The sequence below is a fragment of the Rhizobium sp. P2_G9 genome, from assembly GCF_056403475.1.
Map to the genome: position 1 here is coordinate 17,852 of NZ_JBFUFK010000043.1, position 19,502 is coordinate 37,353.

A 19,502-nucleotide genomic window follows, 5' to 3' on the forward strand; every position below is an offset into this window, starting at 1 on the left:
TCGCAAGGCCGACTTCCTTCCAGTTTGATGTGTGCAGGAAGCCTCACGCCGAGGCTTCCACCTGGCGCTGATTGACGACGCCATCGGCATCGCCAGAGCCGCGGCCGGGCGGCCTTTGGGTGGAAGATGATCGTCAGACGTCTCGACCCCAGCGTCAGTGAATTGTTCCATCACATTCGGCATCGCGCCATTCCTGCGACGCCACGCATATTTTTCAGCTGACCACTTGATAAATGTTCTCATTTACAGAATAAGACATACAAATCATTCTTTATTTGAGATCGAAATGGATCTTTCCAACGTCGAAATATTTCTCGCGGTCGCCGAGACGTCGAGCATCACCCGCGCCGCGAAGGTCCTCGGTCGCGTGCCGTCGAATGTGAGCGTTCGGGTGCAGCAGCTCGAGCAGCAACTGGATGTCACGCTTTTCAGCCGTGACGGCAAGAAGATGACCTTGACCCGCCAGGGCGAGACGTTCCTCACCTATGCAAGGCGATTGCTTGCGCTGGCCGCCGAGGCGCGCTCCGCCGTCAGGCCGCTATATCCGTCCGGCAGCCTGCGGGTCGGCACGATGGAAAGCACTGCCGCCAGCCGTCTGCCCGAAGTCCTCGCCGCCTTTCGAACCCGTTGGCCCGATGTTTCATTGCGGCTGACCATGGGGCCGACGCGGGAACTGGCGCAGGCCGTGCTCGCCGAAGAGCTCGATTGCGCCCTGATCGCCCGACCGTCCGAGGCGTTGAAGCGGGAGGACGAAGTCTTGGGGATCGATCTCTCCGATCTGGTGTCGCAGACGGTCTATGTTGAAGACGTCATGCTGGTGATCCCGGCTGGCCATCCAGCAATACGAACCGCTGCCGATCTCCAGGTCGACGCGCTCGTAGCGCTTGAGCCCGGATGCACCTATCGCCGCATCGCCGAGCACTGGAGCAAATCGGCGAGTGATCTCAAAGTGGTGGAGTTGAATTCCTATCACGCCATCGCTGCAAGCGTTGCCGCCGGCAATGCCGTCGGCGTCATGCCGAAATCGGTGTTCGATCTCCTGCAACGTCCCGCAGGAAGCACGACCTACGCGCTTGCCTCGGTCGATACGCTCCTGGTTCAGCGTCAAGGCGATCAATCGCCTGCGCTTCGTGCCTTTGCCGAAACCCTTCACGCCCGGGCGCCGGCACGCTGATCTCGCCCAACCCCTCAATCTTCCTGGTCACCTGTATTTTTCAGTCTCGTGTTCCCATGCTTCACCGTGCAGATCCCACCTCCGGAAAGGCCGGACAAACCAGCGTTCAGATTTTTCGCCCCATCCTGGCGGGCGCAACGTTGCGCGAGCGGTTGATCGCCTGCCTTGGCGCACTGATCGGCATCGCATTGACCGGATTGATCTGTGGCATGATCGCAGGGCAAGGGCCCGATCTGCCGCTGATCGTTGCCCCGATGGGGGCTTCCGCCGTACTGCTCTTCGCCATACCGGCCAGTCCCCTCGCCCAACCCTGGTCGATTATCGGCGGCAATACGATCTCGGCTCTGGTCGGCTATTGTGTCGCTCAGTTCATCCATGAGCCGATCCTGGCGATCGCCGTCGGCGTCTCGCTCGCCATTGGCGCCATGTCATTCACCCGCTCCCTGCATCCGCCGGGTGGCGCTGCGGCGCTGACGGCCGTGATGGGCGGTCCAGCGGTGGCCAAATGGGGCATACTTTTCGCTTTCATGCCCGTCGCGGTGAATTCCTGCATCCTCGTCGGCCTGGGCGTGCTGTTTCACAAACTGTCGAAGCGCAGCTATCCGCATGTTGCCGCACCTGCAGCCGCAAACACCCACAATACGGCCGATATGCCGCCGCGGGCGCGTGTCGGCTTCCGGGAGGAAGACGTCGATCGCGCACTCGCCGCACTGGACGAGACGTTCGACATCGACCGCACCGATCTCAGCCGGCTGCTGCAGCAGGTGGAATTGCAGGCATCGATCCGCTCGCACCGGGACCTGACCTGCGATGATATCATGTCGCGCGACGTCATCGCGGTCGGGCCGCAAACGGCGCGCGACGAGGCATTGGCGCTGCTGCTCAAGCACAATATCCGCACCCTGCCGGTCAAGGATGACGACGGCCGGTTGATGGGCACGGTGGGCCTGCGCGAATTGTTGCAAGGGTTCGGCAGCGTGAGTGAAATCAAGTCGAAGGCCGCCACCGCTTTTGCGGATGATCCTGTCATGTCCCTGGTGCCCGCACTCACGGACGGACAGATGCATGCCGTCATCATCATCGACACGGATGGATATGTTCAGGGCCTGATATCCCAAACCGATTTGATGAGCGCCGTGGCCCGTTCGCTGGCCGAGAAGGATTCCGCCGCCTGAGGCTGGGCACGCTTGCTGGCGGCGACATATTTCCGAGGCCGTTCGCCGCGCATGGCTTTCCTTAAAGGTGCCGTCGTCATGCCGGCTTGGATGCGGCAAATGAACAAAATTGCTCGTTTGATGCGATAATTTTGCTTCGACCCGGCCTTTGGTGCAGAATAACAGGAGTCGTTGGGTTCATCCGCCAGATAGGATAGGATGATGCATGTCCTTGCACATCAAACGCGTTTACGACCCAAGTGACGACAGCGACGGCAAGCGCATCCTCGTCGATCGCCTATGGCCACGCGGTTTGAGCAAGACAGAGGCCAAGGTCGACATCTGGTTGAAAGAGGTGGCGCCGAGCCCGGTCTTGCGGCGCTGGTTTGGCCATGATCCCGAGAAATGGACTGAGTTCCGTCGTCGTTACCGCGATGAATTGGAGAAAAATTCCGAGGCGGTCGATGCGTTGAAGAAAGAGATCGGCCGTGCGACGGCAACGATTCTCTATGGCGCCAAGGACAGTGAGCATAACCATGCCATCGTGCTCAAGGATTTCATCGAAAAGACGTAGAGCGCTCTATTCATCGGTGACGATGATGTCCATGGCGATGTCATGCGGCTGCGGATAGATGGTGCGGATGCGGCTCCCGCCATAGCCGACGCCGATGGCGATCGGCTTTTTCGCCATGGCCGCCAGCGTCCGATCGAAATAGCCGCCGCCATAGCCCAGCCGAAAATTCCCCGCATCGAAGCCGACGACCGGTGCGATGACGATATCCGGCACGACGACTGCCCCACGCGCCGGCACCAGGATGTTCCAGATGCCGCGCTCCAACGGCTCGCCGGGTGACCACAAACGGAATTGCAGCGGCGCGCTTTTTTCCACGACCACCGGAAGCGCTATCCGTCCGCCGCGGTCGAGCGCTTCGATCAGCCAGTTGCGCAGGTCGGGCTCGGCCTTGAACGGCCAGTAGAGGCTGACGATACGGCTGCCGATCTTGCCGATCGCCTGGTCGAGATTCTTGGCGATCTTTTCCGACCCGACTTTCCGCGCATCCACGTCCATGCCCATGCGGTCCGCGATCAACCGTTCGCGCTCGGCCTTGCGCCAGCGCGCCACATCACTCCATGTGGAATTGCTGGCCAGCGAGCGGAGTTCCGGCATGAGCTCATGCCTGGAACATGGCGGAGAGGCATATTCGCAAGGCAGGTCGTCGTCATCGGGCATGTCGGATCTCTTGGCAGTTCACGCCAGCGACAAGGTGCGCCGCTTGAAAACCGAAGGCAAACGGAATTACCGGACCAGCGTCATTGCGCTCGGTGGCGAACTGAGCCTGTGGAATCCGCGGCTGCTCGACTGGCTGGTCGAGATGAAGAAAACCAAGCCGGAAATCGCGCTCCGCCCCCATGTCGGGCTGGCGGAGCAATAACTGGACAGGCACGACAGCAGCTGCCTCTGGACTGATCGACGCTTTCAGGCTTGACGCGGGCGCAGCAGTGAATTGATCACCAGTTCGCGGCCGGCACGATTAATGCCCACTGCGTTCGCGCGTCGCTCCGCCAGGCCGAGCGCAATCAACTGATCCGCGAGTTCTACCGAGAGTTCCGGATATGGTCCACGGTTCATGCGCCGTAGCGCCGCCTTCTGCTCCTCCTGCAGATCGTCCCAGTTCGGCGCCATCACATTCTCCTGTCTGCAGACACAACACACTGGAGGCGCTAAAGATCGCGACATGCTTCAGGCGAGACGCCGACATCATTCCGCACAAGCGTCCAGTTCGGTAACCGCAGGGTAACCGACACCGCACAGCTGTCCCAACTTGGGATTTCAGATCGCTCAGGCAAAAAATCTACCTAAACTCGTCGATTCCATCTGTTCAATCGAAAAAGATCGGCTATGGTTTAACTACCGCTGATAGGAGGCAGGCCAAGCATACCATCTTCGGGCGTGGATGATTTTGCCCGCAAGGCGCTGATTTGATCGGCACAGTTCTGCGAGGGAGCGATGTTGACGAAGTTGCCGGATCCGGTCGATATTTATGTGGGATCGCGCATCAAGTTGAAGCGTCAGGCGCTTGGTCTCAGTCAGCACGGTCTCGCACCGCTGATCAATGTGACCTTCCAGCAGTTGCAGAAATATGAGCGCGGCATCAATCGCGTCGGCCCGTCGCGGTTGCAGCTTCTCGCCAAGATTTTTGGCGTGCCGGTCGGCTATTTCTTTGACGACAATCCAAAGGGGCCACCGACACTTAATGCCGTCGATGCGAATCCCGAGACCAACCTCATCATGTCTTTTCTCGGCAGCCGCGACGGTCTCGATCTCAATCGGTCCTTTCTGAAGATCAAGGACATGGCAACGCGCAGAATGATCGTCATGCTCGTCAACACCGTCGCCGGGCTCAATGAGCCGCAGGCCTCGTCGGAAATTACCCTGCCCCCCGACCCTTCCATGTCGTGATCATTTGCACCTCTTCATGTTCACCCCTTACGTCGCATCCCTTCTTCCGCCGCTGCCTCCAGCCTTTTGACGCCCCAGCCTTTTGACGCCCTTGTGACGCCGGCCATGTTTCATTCCTTGCCAGTCGAGTAGAGGGGAACGGTTGAAAAATGGAAGACACGATTCTTGTTGAGAATATCGAAACGGACCTCGTCCATGAACTGGTGTCGCTGACGCGGCTGGTCACCTATGCGCGCAATTGCGCCCGCGATCTCAAAGTCGAAATGCCGTCCTATTGCCTGGATATGGCACTTTCGGCGCTTCTGACCGAGGTCGAGAAGCGGGGCTTGTCGATCAACGAGGTGACGACGAAGGACAGCTACGGCATTCCGGCGGCGTTCCACTGAACAACGATTGCGATGTCACCAAACTGGCGTTTCTTAAAGCGTGCCTCGCGAAAGTGTGCCGCGTTTCGCGAATGAGGTATGCTCTAGGAGACGCCGGCAAGGCGCAGGCCGTTGTAAAATTCTTCGTTGGCCGCACTGTTCTTGTCCGGCGAAAGCCTGACGATTTCGCGCGCCGTCATGCCGGGATAGATTTCCATCAATCGATCGGCGGCGTTGCGGGCCTCGTCGAGATCGCCGCTCAATGCCAGGCTCGCGGTCAGCACACGCAGTGCCGGCTCGTCATTGCTCATTTTTCTGCACAGTTCGACCGATTTGCCATAATCGCCGATCTTGAAGGCGATGCTGGCGCCGGCCCACCAATAAATGTCGGGCGCCATCGGATTGAGATCGATCGCCAGCTCGAACCGCTTCCAGCCCTCGGCAGGTTCGCCGAAATGAGCGAGCGCATCGGCATATTGCAGCAACAGATCGGCCGAATGCGGCGCGAGCGTCTCGGCTTCGGCGAACTTGAGCGCCGAGCCCTCGTAATCGCGCTGGTAGAGCGCAACCACCGCCGACATCCAATGGCCCATGCACGAGGCCGGATCGGCTTCGATCGCCGCCTCTGCTTCAGCGCGCGCGCGTTGCAGCAGATAGGGATCGTTACCGCCGAGCATCAGCCATTCGAGCTGCAGCGTCTGCGCGATCCGGGCACGGGGTGCCGCCATGCCTCGGTCGAGGTCGACCGCTTGGCGAAACTCCCGCCGGGCGCGCCGCAAAAGCGGAAGATCGCAGTTCTTGAGAAGCCGCTGCCCCTCCAGGAGATGCAGATATGCGGTGGGTGTGTAGACGCCCGACGGGTCCAGGCTGTGCCTTTCGATCACCTCGGCGACGGTCGCAGCAATGCTTTTCGACAGGAACCGGAAGGCAAGATGAAAATTCTTGCCACCCAGGACATATTCCGCCGACCAGAGGATTTGCGAGCTTGCTTCATGCACGACCGAACAGGAAATATGGTCGGGGGTGAGCAAGGTGCTGCGGACGGTGAAGTCGAGATTTGCAAGCCGATCGGCCGGCGCCTCGCCCGACATGGCAAAGGTCGTATGCGGCGCGATTACCGCGAAAGAACGGAAGCGCGTCAGGCTATTGGCCACATCCTCGATGAAGGCATTGATGATCGGCGATGCGGCCGTTCCATCCACCTGTATCGGGGCACGGAAACCGACACGTGAGACGGTGTGATTGCGCGCGCTGACCTCATGCGGGATAACCAGCGCGTTGCCGCTCAGCACACGCTTATGGATCGCCGTCACGGCAGCGGATGGCGCGCGCTGCTCGCTCTTGAGGACCCGCGACAGCGTCTCATAGGTCCGCGCAATGCCGTCGGTGTGGCCGGAGCGCGCATAGGCTTCCATGACCAATCGGTAGCTGTCTTCACGATCCGGCTCGTAATCGATGACGAGCTTGGCGACAGCGGCGATATCCCGCTGCTTCGAGGCACCGAAACGCGTGAGGTCTTCGAGCAGGGTCGCCGCGAGACTGAAGAAATGATCGCGGATGCGACCGCGTTCGGAGAGCAGCCAGAGATAGAACTGATCCTGGCCGGTATCGATGCCATCGAGCAATTGTCCGCGCATCAGCGACAGCGCACGCATTCTTTTCTCGATATCCGTCGCCTGACAGCCCTCGAGGAAAAAGGCGAGATCGGAGCGCTCGCTGCCGGGACCAGCCACCAACATAGTGCCGGGCGCAAGCACGAACGGCTCGTCTTCCGGCTGCAGCTTTTTCAAGCGCATCAGCAACTGCCTGAGATTGGCGAGCGCACGCGCCTGGTCGACATCCTCCCACAGCATCGACGCGAGCACCTGTCGGGACTGCTTTTTCTCCGGCGCCAGAATCAAGGCGGCGATCAAGGCATAGCCTTTTTCCGGAAATGTCGTCGGCGTTGCGACTTCTATTTCCGGCACCCCCAATATCCTGATGAGCGCGCTGCGAGATTTCATCGGCGTGCAACATGTTTGGCAAGACGCCATGACGGTCGCCGGAAATCCGGGGATGGTATTGCGAGGCACTCGTTAGCTGCGATCATCCGACAGACGCGTTGTTGGCGTTGACATTGTCCGGGAGAAACGTTGCCCTGCCCTTGCGGCGCAAGACTTTCGAAACGCATCGCAGTGCGCCGCCGTGCTCGGCAACAGATTCCGCCCCGCCGACCAATATGACGTCAAATCCGAGGGAATGCCATAGCGCAACATTTTCGTTGTCGAAGGCCAGCAGAGAATAATTTTCCCCAAAAGACGGCATCCAGACCAAAGGCTTCGCTTCACCCGGCCGAATGCCGTTTTCGACGATCACATTGTTGTAGAGTCGGGGAAAAAACCTCTGGCCGACCAAGCCCGGCGCGAAGGGCACGGGATTGCGCAGAACCGCGAACCCAGCCCGCGACAGATGACGGGCGCAGGCATCGATCTGCCTCTTTGCTGAAACGACCTGGGCCGCATGGGGATGCGACGGAGAGACAGGGTCGGCAATCAGAAGCAACGGCTGTCCGGATTGGGAAAGTCCGGTGATGGAGACGAACTGATCGACATGCAGCCCGAACTGATACCATCGATCTGCCTGGCAGATGCTGGCAGCCGCCGCCGTCAATCCATCGGTCGGGAGGTGGAGGGCGGGTGAACCGGCATGCCGCGCCCTCAACTCGTCGGCACGAAAGCCGAAGACATGCACCGGCCTGGCATCCAGCGCTTGAATGCGGTCAAGCGCGTGCTGCAAACCGGAATCGCCGCCGAAGTGGCGCGCGGCGGACAGTCTTATGCTGTCGAAGCCGACGATGCGAAAATCCGGCCCCACGAGATGGTTGCCGCCGGCCATGTGCAGTTCCAGGCGCTCCCAGGTGCAGCGCTGCTGCCGCGCCAGCCATCGCGCCAGGGAATTCGCATTGTCCGTAAACGTGTCGCCGATGCGATAGCCGTCGCAGCCGATACGAACATGCAGGCAATCCTGGATCCAGAACCCACTCTTGCTCAACGCACCGTCGCCGACATCGACCAGCGTGGCCGAACACCGGAGCGCCAGATGCGACAGCCATGCCTCGGCGCGAGCCCTTCCGGAGCCTTCGCAGAGCAGCAAAACATGCATGTGTGGCTTGAACGAAGCAACGAGATTGCCGATCATCGCCAAGACCGTCGCTGCCGCACCTTGATCCTTGTCGAGAATGAATTGCGGCAAGGCTATAGCAATCTCCTCGATCACATCACCGCAGTCCTCGACGAAACTCGGCTGCAAAGCAGATCGACGCTTGTCAGTCACCGAAGGCGCTCCTCCAGGCGGCTGAAGAATCCTGTACGCTGGAAGATCCAGCTCCTCGCGACAGACGCTACAGCCGGTTGCAGCAGATGATCGAGCAGACGCACCGCATCCTGCCGCTTGGCCTGTCTGTGGTGCTGCGACAGCGATGCAATCGCGCTTGCCCGCTCCTCGTCGGCAATATTTGCCGCAGCCAGGATCATCCGCCAGGAACGCTTGGAAAAATGCAGGCTCCGGGCAGCCTGCAGCAGCGATTGCCGCTGCGGCGTGGAGAAAGGCAGGTTCGGCAGTTCGAGGGTCGCCTCGACATCGACAAGCGCGAGCGACACCGGTTGATACGCCAATTCCGCCGGCGCATGAGCGACCGCGACATCGGCATCGGAGACGCGGCGGCCGGAGGCGTAGTCGTGGAAGATGGCTCCGATCCCCTCCATGCCGAATGCGGCACATTCAGCAGCCCGCAACGCCCCCATGCTGGCCGCGCCAGCCACATGGATACCCTCGGACAGCGCATAGAGGATTTCCTTGTGCCACACGGCAGCCGTGTCGCCGTAAAGGCCATCGATCAACCCGATCGCCGAGACGCCATCACGGACGGCGGCGAGAATATCCCCCGCGGCCGCCGGCCCGCGAACACTGAGCGCACGATACCGGCTCATATCGACACCGAAGATGCTCGGCCCTGCAAAGACGACGGTTTTCATCGGACGCCGGCCCTCCCGAGAAAATCGCCGAGCGCGTTGGCCGAGAAGACCTGCAGGCCGGTGCTGGCGACCGACAGTCCCGGCACCAGCACACGGACCACGACAACGCCATCCACGCCGGTCGGCAAGGGAAAGACATAGATATCCTCGATACCGCGCTCAATCAGCCAGGCCGCGAGCCGCTGCCAGTCCGGTACAACAGGCTCCGGCACAACAGGGTCCGGCGCCAGATCCAGCCGCCGGTTGTCGAGCGGCATCCCCATTGTCGGGCGATGATCCGGCGCAGATGTGGGACCATAGCGGCTGGGCTCGAGATCGTCGCGCGCGCCGGAAATGTCTGTGAGCCGCGATTGTACCGCTTCCAGCAAGGCAGCCAGCGCTGCCTCTGCCAGATCGAGCCGACAGGCCAGGCCAGCCGAGCGACGCGTCACCGGGCCTGACGGGGCACTGATATCGCGCGGGATGACGGCCATCACGGCCGGGACAGCCAGATTGCTGGTGATGTCATAAAATTCGGGTGTAATGCCGGCATTCGCCAGGCGCCGCACGGCCTCGTCCAGATCGGCATTGATGCCGGCCCGATAGTCGAGACGGCGATGGTCGCGGCCCATCGCGCCAAGCGCGTCGATCAGGAAGGCGCTGTGATGTTCGACCAGTTCCAGCAGCGCGCGCAAGGTGGCGAAATCGAGATCGAACCCCGCCGCAAGCCCTTGCGACGTCATCTTGAAACTGGTGCGATCCCAGGGGAAATCGACCCGCATGTCCATCCCGATCAATTCATAGGGCGCATACACGTCCCGACCCGTCCGGTGGCTGAACCCCTTGACCCAGGCCCGATCGACCTGCCGGTCCAGCCTGGGGAAGTCACAGCGTGCCAGCTGATCGAGAGGCACGATCGGCATGCCCCGCTCGACAACCGAAACAATGGAGCCGATCTCGGAAATCAACGGCTTCGTCGCCTCGGCCACCGCTCCCTCGATGGCTTCCATGATGGCGCCGATGCGCGCCATGTCGGCCCGCAGCGCCTTTCCCTGGGAAACGGAAAGACAGCGGGAATTCGGCCGGCAGGCAAACCATACGGGAATGCCGATAATATCGAGATCGGTGACATCGCCGACGCGGGTGATGCCGAACCGCTGCAATATGGCGGCCGACAGCAGCTCTTTGGGATGCCTGCTGTCAGCCTTGGTTTTCGTGAATGAAACGGTCACGCGTTTATCGAGTGCATGCCGCTCACTTCGGCGTGTCGGACAGGATCGCCTGCGTCAGGTCGGTTCCCGTCGCCGACGGCCCGGTCGCCTTGAGCGCGGCCTGGATCGGCATCTGCGACATGCGATTGAGGTCCCAGTCGCCGTCCGAAACCGCACCGACAAAGGTGAATTCGGCTTCGGAGATCGTCGCGCCGCCGGCCAGCACCGTTTCGATGCCCTGCGCCTGGTTGGGGTCGATGTGGGTGTTCGGGTTGCCGTCCTGTGTCGCAAGCCAGGTGCGTGCGGCGGCACCGACATGCGCATAGCCGTCGACGCCGGGATTCAGCGCTTCATAATCAAGGATGGCCTGATGCGGCACCAGCGCCGCACGCAACGGCACTGTCCTGATAAACAGGACCCCGGCGCCCTTTTTGCCGATGACGTAAAAGTTGGAATCAGCCATTTGTCTCCCCTTTCTAGACGATTAGCCAAATTCTGCTCTTCCCGCAGAGGAAGAAATTCCGTGTATATTTCGTTTCCGCCGCTTCTCGAAAAGTTTATCCCCCCCGGGGATTGGCAAATACACTTGCACGCTTGAAAACACGCACACAGTTTCCTAAAATAAAGAATGCCGGAAGAGATAATTTTAACAATTGTCAATCGCGACAATCGACGATATTCCTGCAATGGAACTCCAGCTCTCGATACTCTGTGCTTACATTCTGTCGAGTTGCATTGACATTAGACGCGACACGCCTGGGAAATGGAAGAGGGCAAAAATCCTGGTTTGACGCTCGTGTGACGCTCATTCTGTATTTCAAGCTGCTTCGACCCACCATCTAAAATGGTATGTCAGACTCTTGATTTCGGTTGTAGCAGGCACGGGATTGTACAGATGAAATTCAACAAATCCTTCGCCAGGTTCCAGGAGCATGTGAAGCCGTTTGCGCGCGCCGACGATGTCGGTTTCGTGATTACCGAGTTCCTTTGGTTCGCAGGACGCCCCTTCTACCCTCTCGCGTCGATATTGGAATCGACCGTCGCCAGCGTTTGCCTGAGCGCGCAGGATGCGCCGCCGGCGGACGAGGACGATCTCGACCTCATCTTCCGCATGCGGGCGGAAAACGGCGGGCATTTCTATGAAATCGTCCTGCGATCGGAAGCCGGCACATCCTATGGCGGCTGGACCTGGGGTCAGGACCTCGAAATCTCACAGGACATCGTCAACGGCTATCACGTGCTGGTCGTCGATGCCAAAGGCGTCAGCGAACGCTTCGAATACGATTCCGTGCTTCGCCGATACGGCTGCCCGGGATCGATGTTCCTGAAAAATCAGGGGTCGCCGGGGCGGCTTTATCGGGAAATGTCGCAGTAAGAGCGGCTTGGCGCCTGGCGCCGAACCCAGCGGCTGCAATCAGGCCTGGGCATATGCCGTCCCAGGGGCGGCTCACGCGAACATCTTCCTGGCGGAAATAGCGGGGCAAGACCTCCATAGCGCGACCTTCATCATGCACCAGGACCGCCAGCGCCAGCTGACAGCGGAAGCCCGGCACGCGTAATAGCGATAAATATCAACGCTTTGTAATTTGTCTCCAACGAGACGGATTCTAAACAGTTGCGCCGGTCAAAAAAGATGATAACGTTTCAAGTAAATTGATTGTTATATGGTTTCCATCACCGTTTGGGAGGACGTGACATGACCAGCAATGAAAAATCCATGCCTGAAATCCGCCGCCGCACCCTGCTCGCAGGTGCTGGAAGTGCCGCGGTATTATCAATGACCGGAGGCCTCGCACGCGCCGCCGATGCCGTGAGTGGCGAGATCGTCATCCTCAACTGGCTCGGCGGCTCCGAGCTCGACATGATGCACGCCATCCAGAAGGCGTTCCTGGCGAAACATCCCGGCGTCACCATCCGCGAGGTCAACATCACCGGCCAGGGCGACATGCGCGGCGGCATCCGCACAGCGCTGATGAGCGGTGAGGTTGTGGACGTCGTCATCAACACATGGCCCGCCTTCCGCAAGGAACTGGCCGACGCCAACTTGCTGCGGCCCATCGACGATCAGTGGAAATCCTTTGGCTGGGACAAGCCGCTCGGCCAATCCTGGCGCGATCTCGGCTCGATCGGCAGCACCACCTATGGCCTGACCTACACCTATGGCGACCGCTCCGGCATCTGGTACAAGAAGGAGCATCTCGCCAAGGCCGGCATCACAGAACCACCGAAGACCTGGGATGAATTCCTCGGCACCTTCGCCAAGCTGACCAAGGCTGGCTTTGCCGCCCCGGTCGCCATTCCCGGCAAATACTGGGCGCATGCCGAATGGTTCGAGAGCCTGCTCTTGCGCTCGGCTGGCGTCGAGACGGCGGCAAAACTGGGCGCCCACAAGATCCCGTGGACTGACCCCGCGGTCAAGGCGGCGCTGACCAAGTATGCTGAGATGCTCAACGCCGGCTGCTGCGGCGCGCCGAACACCATGCTGGCCAACGATTGGGACGGCGAGGCTGACCAGGTCTTCCAGGCCAATGCCAAGAATTATCTGTTGATCGGCATGTGGATGAACAACCGCGCCAAGAATGACTACAAGCTTGTCGAGGGCAAGGATTACAGCCTCTTCCAGTTCCCCTCGCTCGGCATGGGCCATGACGACACGACCAGCGTCGACGCCAAGGAGTTCCTGGTGACCGCCAATGGCGCCAATCCAAAGGCCGCCGACGCCTTCCTCGATTTCTGGACGCATGCCGAGGCGGCCAACATTCTTGCCAAGACAGGCTATGCTTCGCCGAGCAAGGAGACGGATGCTTCGCTCTACGGCGAAGCGCAGAAAACAGCGACTGCCGCCGTCGCCAATGCCAAGCCGCAATTCGTGCTCGGCGACCTGCTGCCCGGCGACCTGGTCGACGAATATCGCGTGCAGTTGCAGAAATTCCTGCAGGATCCGTCGCCCGCCAATATCGACACGGTGCTCGCCGCCATCGAGACCAAGGCACAAGGGGCCTATTGATGGGCGCCTCCGCCTCCTCGATGCGGGAACCGGTGGGCGTGGTGCAGGCCTCGCCCCTGGCGGCGGGCCTTGCCAGCCGCCGGCGCCTGCTTGGGGAGCGGCCCGCCGCGCTGATCCTGATCGCGCCGGCGATCGTGCTGTTCGCGATCGCCGTCCTCTACCCGCTCGAGGAAACCATCCGCCTGAGCTTCTGGGACATCCAGGGGCTCAAGAAACCCTCCTTCGTCGGCTTCGGCAATTATATAAAGCTGTTCTCCGACGTGGCCTTTCGCAATACGCTGCTGACCACGCTGATCTTCACCATCGGCGTCACCGCGATCTCCGTGGCGATCGGCTGGGTGCTGGCGATGCTGTGCGCCTTTGCGCCCAGGGAGACCCTGCCCTTCCGGGTGATGATCTTCGCCGCCTTCGGCGTCTCGGAAGCCGTGTCCGGCTATATGTGGATCGGCATCTACCGTCCGGATGCCGGCGGTCTGCTCAATTCGCTGATCCAGCTTTTCGGCTTTCCCGGCTTTTCGCACGCCTGGCTTGGTGATCCCAATACCGCGCTCTGGGCGCTGATCATCGCTGCCTCCTGGAGTGCGGTCGGCCTGCCGCTGATGCTGATCTTCGCCTCGATCCAGGCAATCCCGAAATCAGTGCTCGAAGCCGCCTATATGGACGGCGCCAAGCCGATATCGACTATGCGTCACATCATGGTGCCGCTGTCGCTGCCGGGCGTGCGCGTCGGTGTGTTCATCAATCTGCTGACGGCGTTGCGCAGCTTCGACATCATCTTCATCCTGACGGGTGGCGGGCCGGTCCGCTCCACCGAAACGGTCGGCTATTTCATGTACCGGGAATCGATGACCCAGTTCAAGCTGGGCTATGGCGCGGCGGCCACCGTCGTTCTGCTGCTGGCCGTCCTCGTCGTCTCGACGCCCGCCATCATCCAGAGAACGGCAGGTGCGAAATGATCGGCAAGGCGCCCCGCTGGATTGTGATTGTCGTCGGCCTGGTCGCCTGCATCTGGATGATCCCGATCGTCGGCGTGATCGTCACGTCGCTAAGGCCGCCCGAGGGCGCGTCCCTCGGCTGGTGGCATTTCGACCATTTCGATTTCACCTTCGATGCCTGGCGCCGGGTCTGGGACAAATATCCGCTCGCCGCCTCCATGGTGGTGACGGTCAAGGCGGCGGGCATCGCGACGGTGCTGACCATGCTGCTGGCGCCGGCGGCGGCTTACGCCTTCCACTTCCTGAATTTCCCCTTCCGTCGCCTGCTCCTTGTGATCATCATCAACGCTTTCGTGCTGCCGCAGCAGGTGGTGATCATCCCGCTCTTCACCCTGTGGCGGCAACTGGGGCTGATCGACAACATCGCATCCGTCCTCATCCCCTATGTCGGACTGTCCTTCGCCTGGTCGATCTTCCTGGTCAAAAACTTCTTCGAGGATTTCCCACGCGAACTGGTCGAGGCGGCCAAGGTCGACGGCTGCAGCCCACTGGCGACCTTCCGCCATATCGTCCTGCCCAACAGCCTGTCGCCCATCTTCGCCGTCGGCATCCTGCAGTTCCTCTGGACCTGGAACGCCCTGCTGCTGCCGATGCTCTTCCTCCGCAACAACATCCCCCTGCCCGTCCTGCTCGCCCGCATTTCCGGCAGCTACGACGTCAACTGGGACCTGAGATCGGTGGCGGCCATCATCGTCACCATCGTCCCCCTCTTGGTTTTCCTCGTCTTCCAACGTCAATTCGCCGCGGGCTCGCAGACACGCTCCGGCGCAAAGGAATAGCACCATGCCCAAGCCCCTGAACAAGCCGCTCCGTTACCGCCAGATTCATCTCGATTTCCATACGTCCGAGCATATTCCCGGCATCGGCGCGGATTTCGATCCCGACACGTTCGTGTCGACGCTGAAGGCCGCGCATGTGGATTCGATCACTATCTTTGCCAAGTGCCATCACGGCTGGTCCTACTATCCGACCAAGGTCGGTAAGCCGCATCCGCATCTCGCCCGCCCCGACCTGCTGGGCGACATGGTCAAGGCGCTCTCGGCCGCCGATATTGAGAGCCCGATCTACATCTCCGTGCAATGGGATGAACTCTCGGCGCGCGAACATCCGGAATGGCGCGTGCTGAGCGCTTCAAACCACTACCACCGTGACCGGCCGGCCGACCCGTCGTCCGCCAAGCAGCTCAGCCCCGCCTGGCACACGCTCTGCCTCAACCATGCGGGCCTGAGGAAATACATCCTCGACCAGGCGCGCGAAGTCGCCAGCATCTACCCGACGCAAGGCCTGTTCTTCGACATCATCCTGACGCCGGATTGCGTCTGCTCGGCCTGCATCGAGCGGATGATCTGCGAAGGCCTCGATCCTGAAAACCCGGCCGACCGGCTGAAGAATGACGAAGCGGTCAACGAACAGTTCCGCCACGAAACCAGCGAGGCGCTGTTTGCCGAATTCCCTGGCCTGCGCGTCTTCTACAATTGCGGCCATATCCACAAGCAGGGGCCGGGCCGCTTCGGCAGCTATTCCCATCTGGAGCTCGAAAGCCTGCCGACCGGCGGCTGGGGCTATGACCACTTTCCCTCCAGCGCCCGCTATGCGGCGACGCTCGGCATGGATTTCCTCGCCCATACCGGCAAGTTCCACACGACCTGGGGCGAATTCGGCGGCTTCAAGCATCCCGACGCGCTCGACTATGAATGCGCCCAGATGGTGGCGCTCGGCTCCAAATGCCTGGTCGGCGACCAGTTGCATCCGAACGGCGCGATCAATCCCGACACCTATGCCTCGATCGCGCCTGCCTATGAGCGCATCGCCAAGCTCGAACCCTATCTTGAAGGCGCAAGGCAGGTTTCCGAAATCGCCATCCTCTCGGCCGAGCATATGGACCCGCAAGGCGGCCGCAACCATCCGAGCGATGACGGCGCCGCCCAGATGCTGCAAGAGCTCAAACGTCCATTCGATATGCTCGATCTCACCGGGCGGTTCGAACAATACCGGCTGATCATCCTGCCCGACCAGATTCCGGTGGACGCCGCCCTGGCGGCGCGGCTGAAAGCTTACGTCGCGGGCGGCGGCAATATCCTGGCCTCCTGGCATTCGGGCCTCGACGCCGACGGCAAGTTCGCCCTCGATTTCGGCATTTCACGCGGGGCTGCCCCGATCGCCTTCCGGCCGAGCTATGTCAAGGCTGGCAAGGATCTCGACCCGTCCATGCCCGAAACCGCCTTCGTGATGTATGACGAGGCAGAAACAGTGCAATCGACAGGGGCCAATGTGCTGGCCGGCATCTACCCGTCTTATTTCAACCGGTCCTACAAGCATTTCTGCTCGCACCAGCACGCACCCGACGATACGGCCGCCGATGCACTCGGCGCTGCCGTGACCGAGCACAATGGCCTTGCCTATATCGCCTATCCGATCTTCAGGCTCTACCGAGCCGTCGGCCAGCCGCTCTATAAATATCTCGTCCGTGGCGTGCTCGACCGCCTGGTGCCGAACCCGGCCATGGTCACCGACCTGCCCTCCTCCGGCCGCGCGACGCTGACGCAGCAGATCGAGCACGACCGCCACGTGCTGCACCTGCTCTACGGCCCGCCGCAGATCCGCGGCAAAGAGATCCGCACCGAGGACAACGGCACCCGCGTGATGGAAATGATCGAGGACATCCCGGCAATCGGCCCGGTCAGCGCCACCGTCCGCCTGCCATCGACGCCGCGACGCGTCTTCGATGCGCTGACCGGCGAAGACCTGCCCTGGAATGCCGCCGATGACGGTCTCGTCAGCATTACCGTGCCGCGCCTGCGCATCCACAGCGCCGTGGTTTTCGAAGGCGCCTGATGCCGGCGGAAACCACTGACATGTCGATGTTTTCGCCCGCCGGCCGTGCTGGCGGGCGGCGGGCGGCTGGGTTATACGACAGGGAGACGCGACGTCGGACATTTTCTTTGAAGTTTAAGTGCAGGAGCCCGCTTGAAATGCGACATGTGAACAAGACGACCGGCCGGCGACGCGGAGCCACGGTCATCGACGTTGCCAAGGCAGCCAATGTGGCGATCGGCACCGTGTCGCGATATCTCAACGGCCAGACCATCCGCCGCTCCAACCGCGAGCAGATCGAGCAGGCGATCCAGGAACTCGGCTACCGCCGCAATGTCGCGGCCGCCTCGATCCGCACCGACCTCACTCATATGATAGGCTTCCTGGTGCCGACCTTCGACGAATTCCATGCGCGCATGCTGGAGCACCTGGCCAATTCCGTGCGCCGCACAGGCCGGGCGCTGCTCACCTATTGCCACAGCGGCGACCCGCGCATCGTCGCCGAGGCCCTGGATTTCTTCGCCTCCCAGCGGGTAGATGCGCTGATCATGGATGGCACGGCCGAAGTCTATGACCGCGTCGACGACCTGATCGAGCACGACGTGCCGATCATCTTCTACAACAACGACGTTCGTGGCCTCGCCGCCGACCGGGTCATGGTCGAGAACCAGCGCGCCAGCCACCGCATCGTCAGCCACCTGATCGATCTCGGCCACCGCCGCATCGGCATCCTGACCGGCGATCCGCGCAATTCCTCCGGCATCGAGCGGCTTGCCGGCTATGAACAGGCGCTGCGCGACCGCGGCATCGCCATCGAGCCGGCCCTTTCGGCGCGCGGCAACTGGGTGATCGATGGCGGCTACGAAGCGACGAAGCGGCTGATGACATCGGACAATCCGCCGACGGCAATCTTCTCCGCCAATTACGGCATGGCCATCGGCGCGCTAAGCTGGCTGAAGGAAAATGGCCGGCATGTGCCGGATGACGTCTCGCTGGCGAGCTTTGACGATGTGCCGGTCTTCCGCCTCTACGAGGCCGGCGTTACCACCGTAGCGCAGCCGGTCGCCAGGATTGCCGAGACGATCACCGACATTCTCGTCGAACGCCTGGCAGAGCCATCCAGCGGGATGACGCGCAGCGTCGTCCTCGAATGCGACATCATCCTGCGCGGCTCGACCCGACGCATCACATGACGCCCTAACGCGTCGAACGGTTGAAGGGAGGAAGCCTTGGCCCGCGTAGAACTCAAGAACATCCACAAATCCTATGCGAGCTTCGAGGCGATCGCCAATCTCAACCTGGCAATCGATGACGGCTCGTTCACCGTGCTTGTCGGCCCGTCCGGCTGTGGCAAATCCACCCTGCTGCGCATGATCGCCGGGCTCGAGAAAATAACCGCCGGCGACCTCGTCATCGACGGACGGCGCGTCAACGATGCCGACCCGATCGAGCGCGGCGTGGCCATGGTTTTCCAGAACTATGCGCTCTATCCGCACATGACGGTCGAGCAGAATATCGGCTTCTCGCTGCGCATGGCCGGCCTGGGTAAGGCCGATATCGAACGCAGCGTCACGGCTGCCGCCGCCACATTGCAGCTCGAAACGCTGATGAAGCGCAAGCCCGCCGAGCTTTCGGGCGGCCAGCGCCAGCGCGTCGCCATCGGCCGCGCCATCGTCCGCAATCCGGCCGTCTTCCTGTTCGACGAGCCGCTCTCCAATCTCGATGCCGAGTTGCGCGTGTCGATGCGCGTCGAAATCGCCAAGCTGCATCGCCGCATCGGCTCAACCATGATCTATGTCACCCATGACCAGACCGAGGCGATGACGCTGGCCGACAAGATTGTTGTCATGCGCGCCGGCAAGATCGAACAAACCGGCACACCAGATATGCTTTATGCCAATCCCGACAATCTGTTCGTCGCCGGCTTCATCGGCTCGCCGCGGATGAATTTCCTCGATGGCCGGCTGGGCGGAGACGGCACTATACGACTTGACTGTGGCGCGAGCCTGCGCAGCGGCCATGTCCCATCATCCGCCGACATGCCGGTCAAAGTCGGCATCCGGCCTGAGCATTTCACCGGCAGGGATGCGGCCGGCGGCACGATCGAGGTGAAGATCGACGTCGTCGAAAATCTTGGCGGCACGCGCTTCCTCTACGGCACGCTGACCACCGGGCAGGCTGTGATCGTCGAGGACCGCTCGGAAACCTCGTTCCGGCCGGGTGAAACCGTGAATGTCGGCTTTCCCGGCGCCAGGGCGCTGGTCTTCGGCGCCGACGGCAACCGCATCCGCGCCGTCGAATCAGCCAGCATCGCGCCGGCAGCCTGATC

At 61.3% G+C, this 19,502-nt stretch carries 20 protein-coding genes; 13 read left to right on the top strand and 7 right to left on the bottom strand.

Annotation, left to right across the window (positions count from 1 at the left end; translation table 11 throughout):
* The first annotated feature begins 286 nt into the window (after nucleotides 1–286).
* From AC1DYF_RS29810 to AC1DYF_RS29820, 3 genes are all read left to right on the top strand, one after another.
* Nucleotides 287–1,174: a LysR family transcriptional regulator gene (locus AC1DYF_RS29810; RefSeq protein WP_477881147.1), complete on the top strand. Its 888-nt coding sequence runs from the start codon at nucleotides 287–289 to the stop codon at nucleotides 1,172–1,174.
* 56 nt (nucleotides 1,175–1,230) lie between these two features.
* Nucleotides 1,231–2,349, top strand: a complete 1,119-nt coding sequence (locus tag AC1DYF_RS29815; RefSeq protein ID WP_477881148.1) for an HPP family protein — start codon at nucleotides 1,231–1,233, stop codon at nucleotides 2,347–2,349.
* Nucleotides 2,350–2,554: 205 nt separating this feature from the next.
* Nucleotides 2,555–2,902 carry a DUF488 domain-containing protein gene (locus tag AC1DYF_RS29820; RefSeq protein ID WP_477881150.1) on the top strand — a complete coding sequence of 116 codons (348 nt, stop codon included), beginning with the start codon at nucleotides 2,555–2,557 and terminating at the stop codon, nucleotides 2,900–2,902.
* A gap of 6 nt (nucleotides 2,903–2,908) precedes the next feature.
* Here the strand turns inward: AC1DYF_RS29820 and AC1DYF_RS29825 are convergent, their stop codons facing one another.
* Nucleotides 2,909–3,496 carry a 5-formyltetrahydrofolate cyclo-ligase gene (locus AC1DYF_RS29825; RefSeq protein ID WP_477881152.1) on the bottom strand — a complete coding sequence of 196 codons (588 nt, stop codon included), beginning with the start codon at nucleotides 3,494–3,496 and terminating at the stop codon, nucleotides 2,909–2,911.
* Here AC1DYF_RS29825 and AC1DYF_RS29830 point away from each other — a divergent pair.
* Nucleotides 3,495–3,761, top strand: a complete 267-nt coding sequence (locus AC1DYF_RS29830) for a hypothetical protein (RefSeq protein WP_477881154.1) — start codon at nucleotides 3,495–3,497, stop codon at nucleotides 3,759–3,761. The genes AC1DYF_RS29825 and AC1DYF_RS29830 overlap by 2 nt on opposite strands.
* A 44-nt stretch (nucleotides 3,762–3,805) precedes the next feature.
* Here the strand turns inward: AC1DYF_RS29830 and AC1DYF_RS29835 are convergent, their stop codons facing one another.
* Complete coding sequence (locus AC1DYF_RS29835; protein ID WP_477881156.1) at nucleotides 3,806–4,012, bottom strand: hypothetical protein; 207 nt, start codon at nucleotides 4,010–4,012, stop codon at nucleotides 3,806–3,808.
* 324 nt (nucleotides 4,013–4,336) lie between these two features.
* Between AC1DYF_RS29835 and AC1DYF_RS29840 the strand changes: the two genes are divergently transcribed.
* Together AC1DYF_RS29840 and AC1DYF_RS29845 are read left to right on the top strand one after the other, a co-directional pair.
* Nucleotides 4,337–4,789: a helix-turn-helix domain-containing protein gene (locus AC1DYF_RS29840; RefSeq protein ID WP_477881158.1), complete on the top strand. Its 453-nt coding sequence runs from the start codon at nucleotides 4,337–4,339 to the stop codon at nucleotides 4,787–4,789.
* A gap of 149 nt (nucleotides 4,790–4,938) precedes the next feature.
* Complete coding sequence (locus AC1DYF_RS29845) at nucleotides 4,939–5,175, top strand: hypothetical protein (RefSeq protein WP_477881160.1); 237 nt, start codon at nucleotides 4,939–4,941, stop codon at nucleotides 5,173–5,175.
* 83 nt (nucleotides 5,176–5,258) lie between these two features.
* On the opposite strand, the gene AC1DYF_RS29850 is transcribed toward AC1DYF_RS29845, so the two are convergent.
* The 5 genes from AC1DYF_RS29850 to AC1DYF_RS29870 form a co-directional block, all read right to left on the bottom strand.
* The gene (locus AC1DYF_RS29850) at nucleotides 5,259–7,157 is read right to left on the bottom strand and encodes a BTAD domain-containing putative transcriptional regulator (RefSeq protein ID WP_477881162.1); all 1,899 of its coding nucleotides are present in this window, start codon (nucleotides 7,155–7,157) and stop codon (nucleotides 5,259–5,261) included.
* 82 nt (nucleotides 7,158–7,239) lie between these two features.
* On the bottom strand, nucleotides 7,240–8,466 hold the full coding sequence (locus AC1DYF_RS29855) for a hypothetical protein (protein WP_477881163.1): 1,227 nt from the start codon (nucleotides 8,464–8,466) through the stop codon (nucleotides 7,240–7,242).
* Nucleotides 8,463–9,167, bottom strand: a complete 705-nt coding sequence (locus tag AC1DYF_RS29860) for a TfuA-like protein (protein ID WP_477881164.1) — start codon at nucleotides 9,165–9,167, stop codon at nucleotides 8,463–8,465. Before AC1DYF_RS29860 ends, AC1DYF_RS29855 begins: the two co-directional genes overlap by 4 nt.
* Entirely contained in the window at nucleotides 9,164–10,378 is a 1,215-nt protein-coding gene (locus AC1DYF_RS29865; protein ID WP_477881166.1) for a YcaO-like family protein, read from the bottom strand. Before AC1DYF_RS29865 ends, AC1DYF_RS29860 begins: the two co-directional genes overlap by 4 nt.
* A gap of 22 nt (nucleotides 10,379–10,400) precedes the next feature.
* A complete protein-coding gene (locus AC1DYF_RS29870; RefSeq protein ID WP_477881168.1) occupies nucleotides 10,401–10,820 on the bottom strand; it encodes a hypothetical protein in 420 nt (139 codons plus the stop codon).
* 432 nt (nucleotides 10,821–11,252) lie between these two features.
* On the opposite strand from AC1DYF_RS29870, the gene AC1DYF_RS29875 reads away from it, so the two are divergent.
* From AC1DYF_RS29875 to AC1DYF_RS29905, 7 genes are all read left to right on the top strand, one after another.
* Nucleotides 11,253–11,732, top strand: coding sequence for a hypothetical protein (locus AC1DYF_RS29875; RefSeq protein ID WP_477881170.1), 480 nt, complete (start codon nucleotides 11,253–11,255; stop codon nucleotides 11,730–11,732).
* 321 nt (nucleotides 11,733–12,053) lie between these two features.
* A complete protein-coding gene (locus AC1DYF_RS29880; protein ID WP_477881172.1) occupies nucleotides 12,054–13,364 on the top strand; it encodes an ABC transporter substrate-binding protein in 1,311 nt (436 codons plus the stop codon).
* Nucleotides 13,361–14,320 carry a carbohydrate ABC transporter permease gene (locus AC1DYF_RS29885; RefSeq protein ID WP_477881174.1) on the top strand — a complete coding sequence of 320 codons (960 nt, stop codon included), beginning with the start codon at nucleotides 13,361–13,363 and terminating at the stop codon, nucleotides 14,318–14,320. The genes AC1DYF_RS29880 and AC1DYF_RS29885 overlap by 4 nt, the downstream gene beginning before the upstream one ends.
* Nucleotides 14,317–15,138 (top strand): carbohydrate ABC transporter permease, encoded by an 822-nt coding sequence (locus tag AC1DYF_RS29890; protein WP_477881176.1) that lies wholly within the window; start codon nucleotides 14,317–14,319, stop codon nucleotides 15,136–15,138. Before AC1DYF_RS29885 ends, AC1DYF_RS29890 begins: the two co-directional genes overlap by 4 nt.
* Before the next feature lie 4 nt (nucleotides 15,139–15,142).
* Nucleotides 15,143–17,194 carry an alpha-amylase family protein gene (locus tag AC1DYF_RS29895; RefSeq protein ID WP_477881178.1) on the top strand — a complete coding sequence of 684 codons (2,052 nt, stop codon included), beginning with the start codon at nucleotides 15,143–15,145 and terminating at the stop codon, nucleotides 17,192–17,194.
* 137 nt (nucleotides 17,195–17,331) lie between these two features.
* Nucleotides 17,332–18,366, top strand: a complete 1,035-nt coding sequence (locus tag AC1DYF_RS29900) for a LacI family DNA-binding transcriptional regulator (protein ID WP_477881180.1) — start codon at nucleotides 17,332–17,334, stop codon at nucleotides 18,364–18,366.
* A 36-nt stretch (nucleotides 18,367–18,402) separates the two neighbouring features.
* Nucleotides 18,403–19,500 (top strand): ABC transporter ATP-binding protein, encoded by a 1,098-nt coding sequence (locus AC1DYF_RS29905; protein WP_477881182.1) that lies wholly within the window; start codon nucleotides 18,403–18,405, stop codon nucleotides 19,498–19,500.
* Nucleotides 19,501–19,502 lie beyond the last annotated feature (2 nt).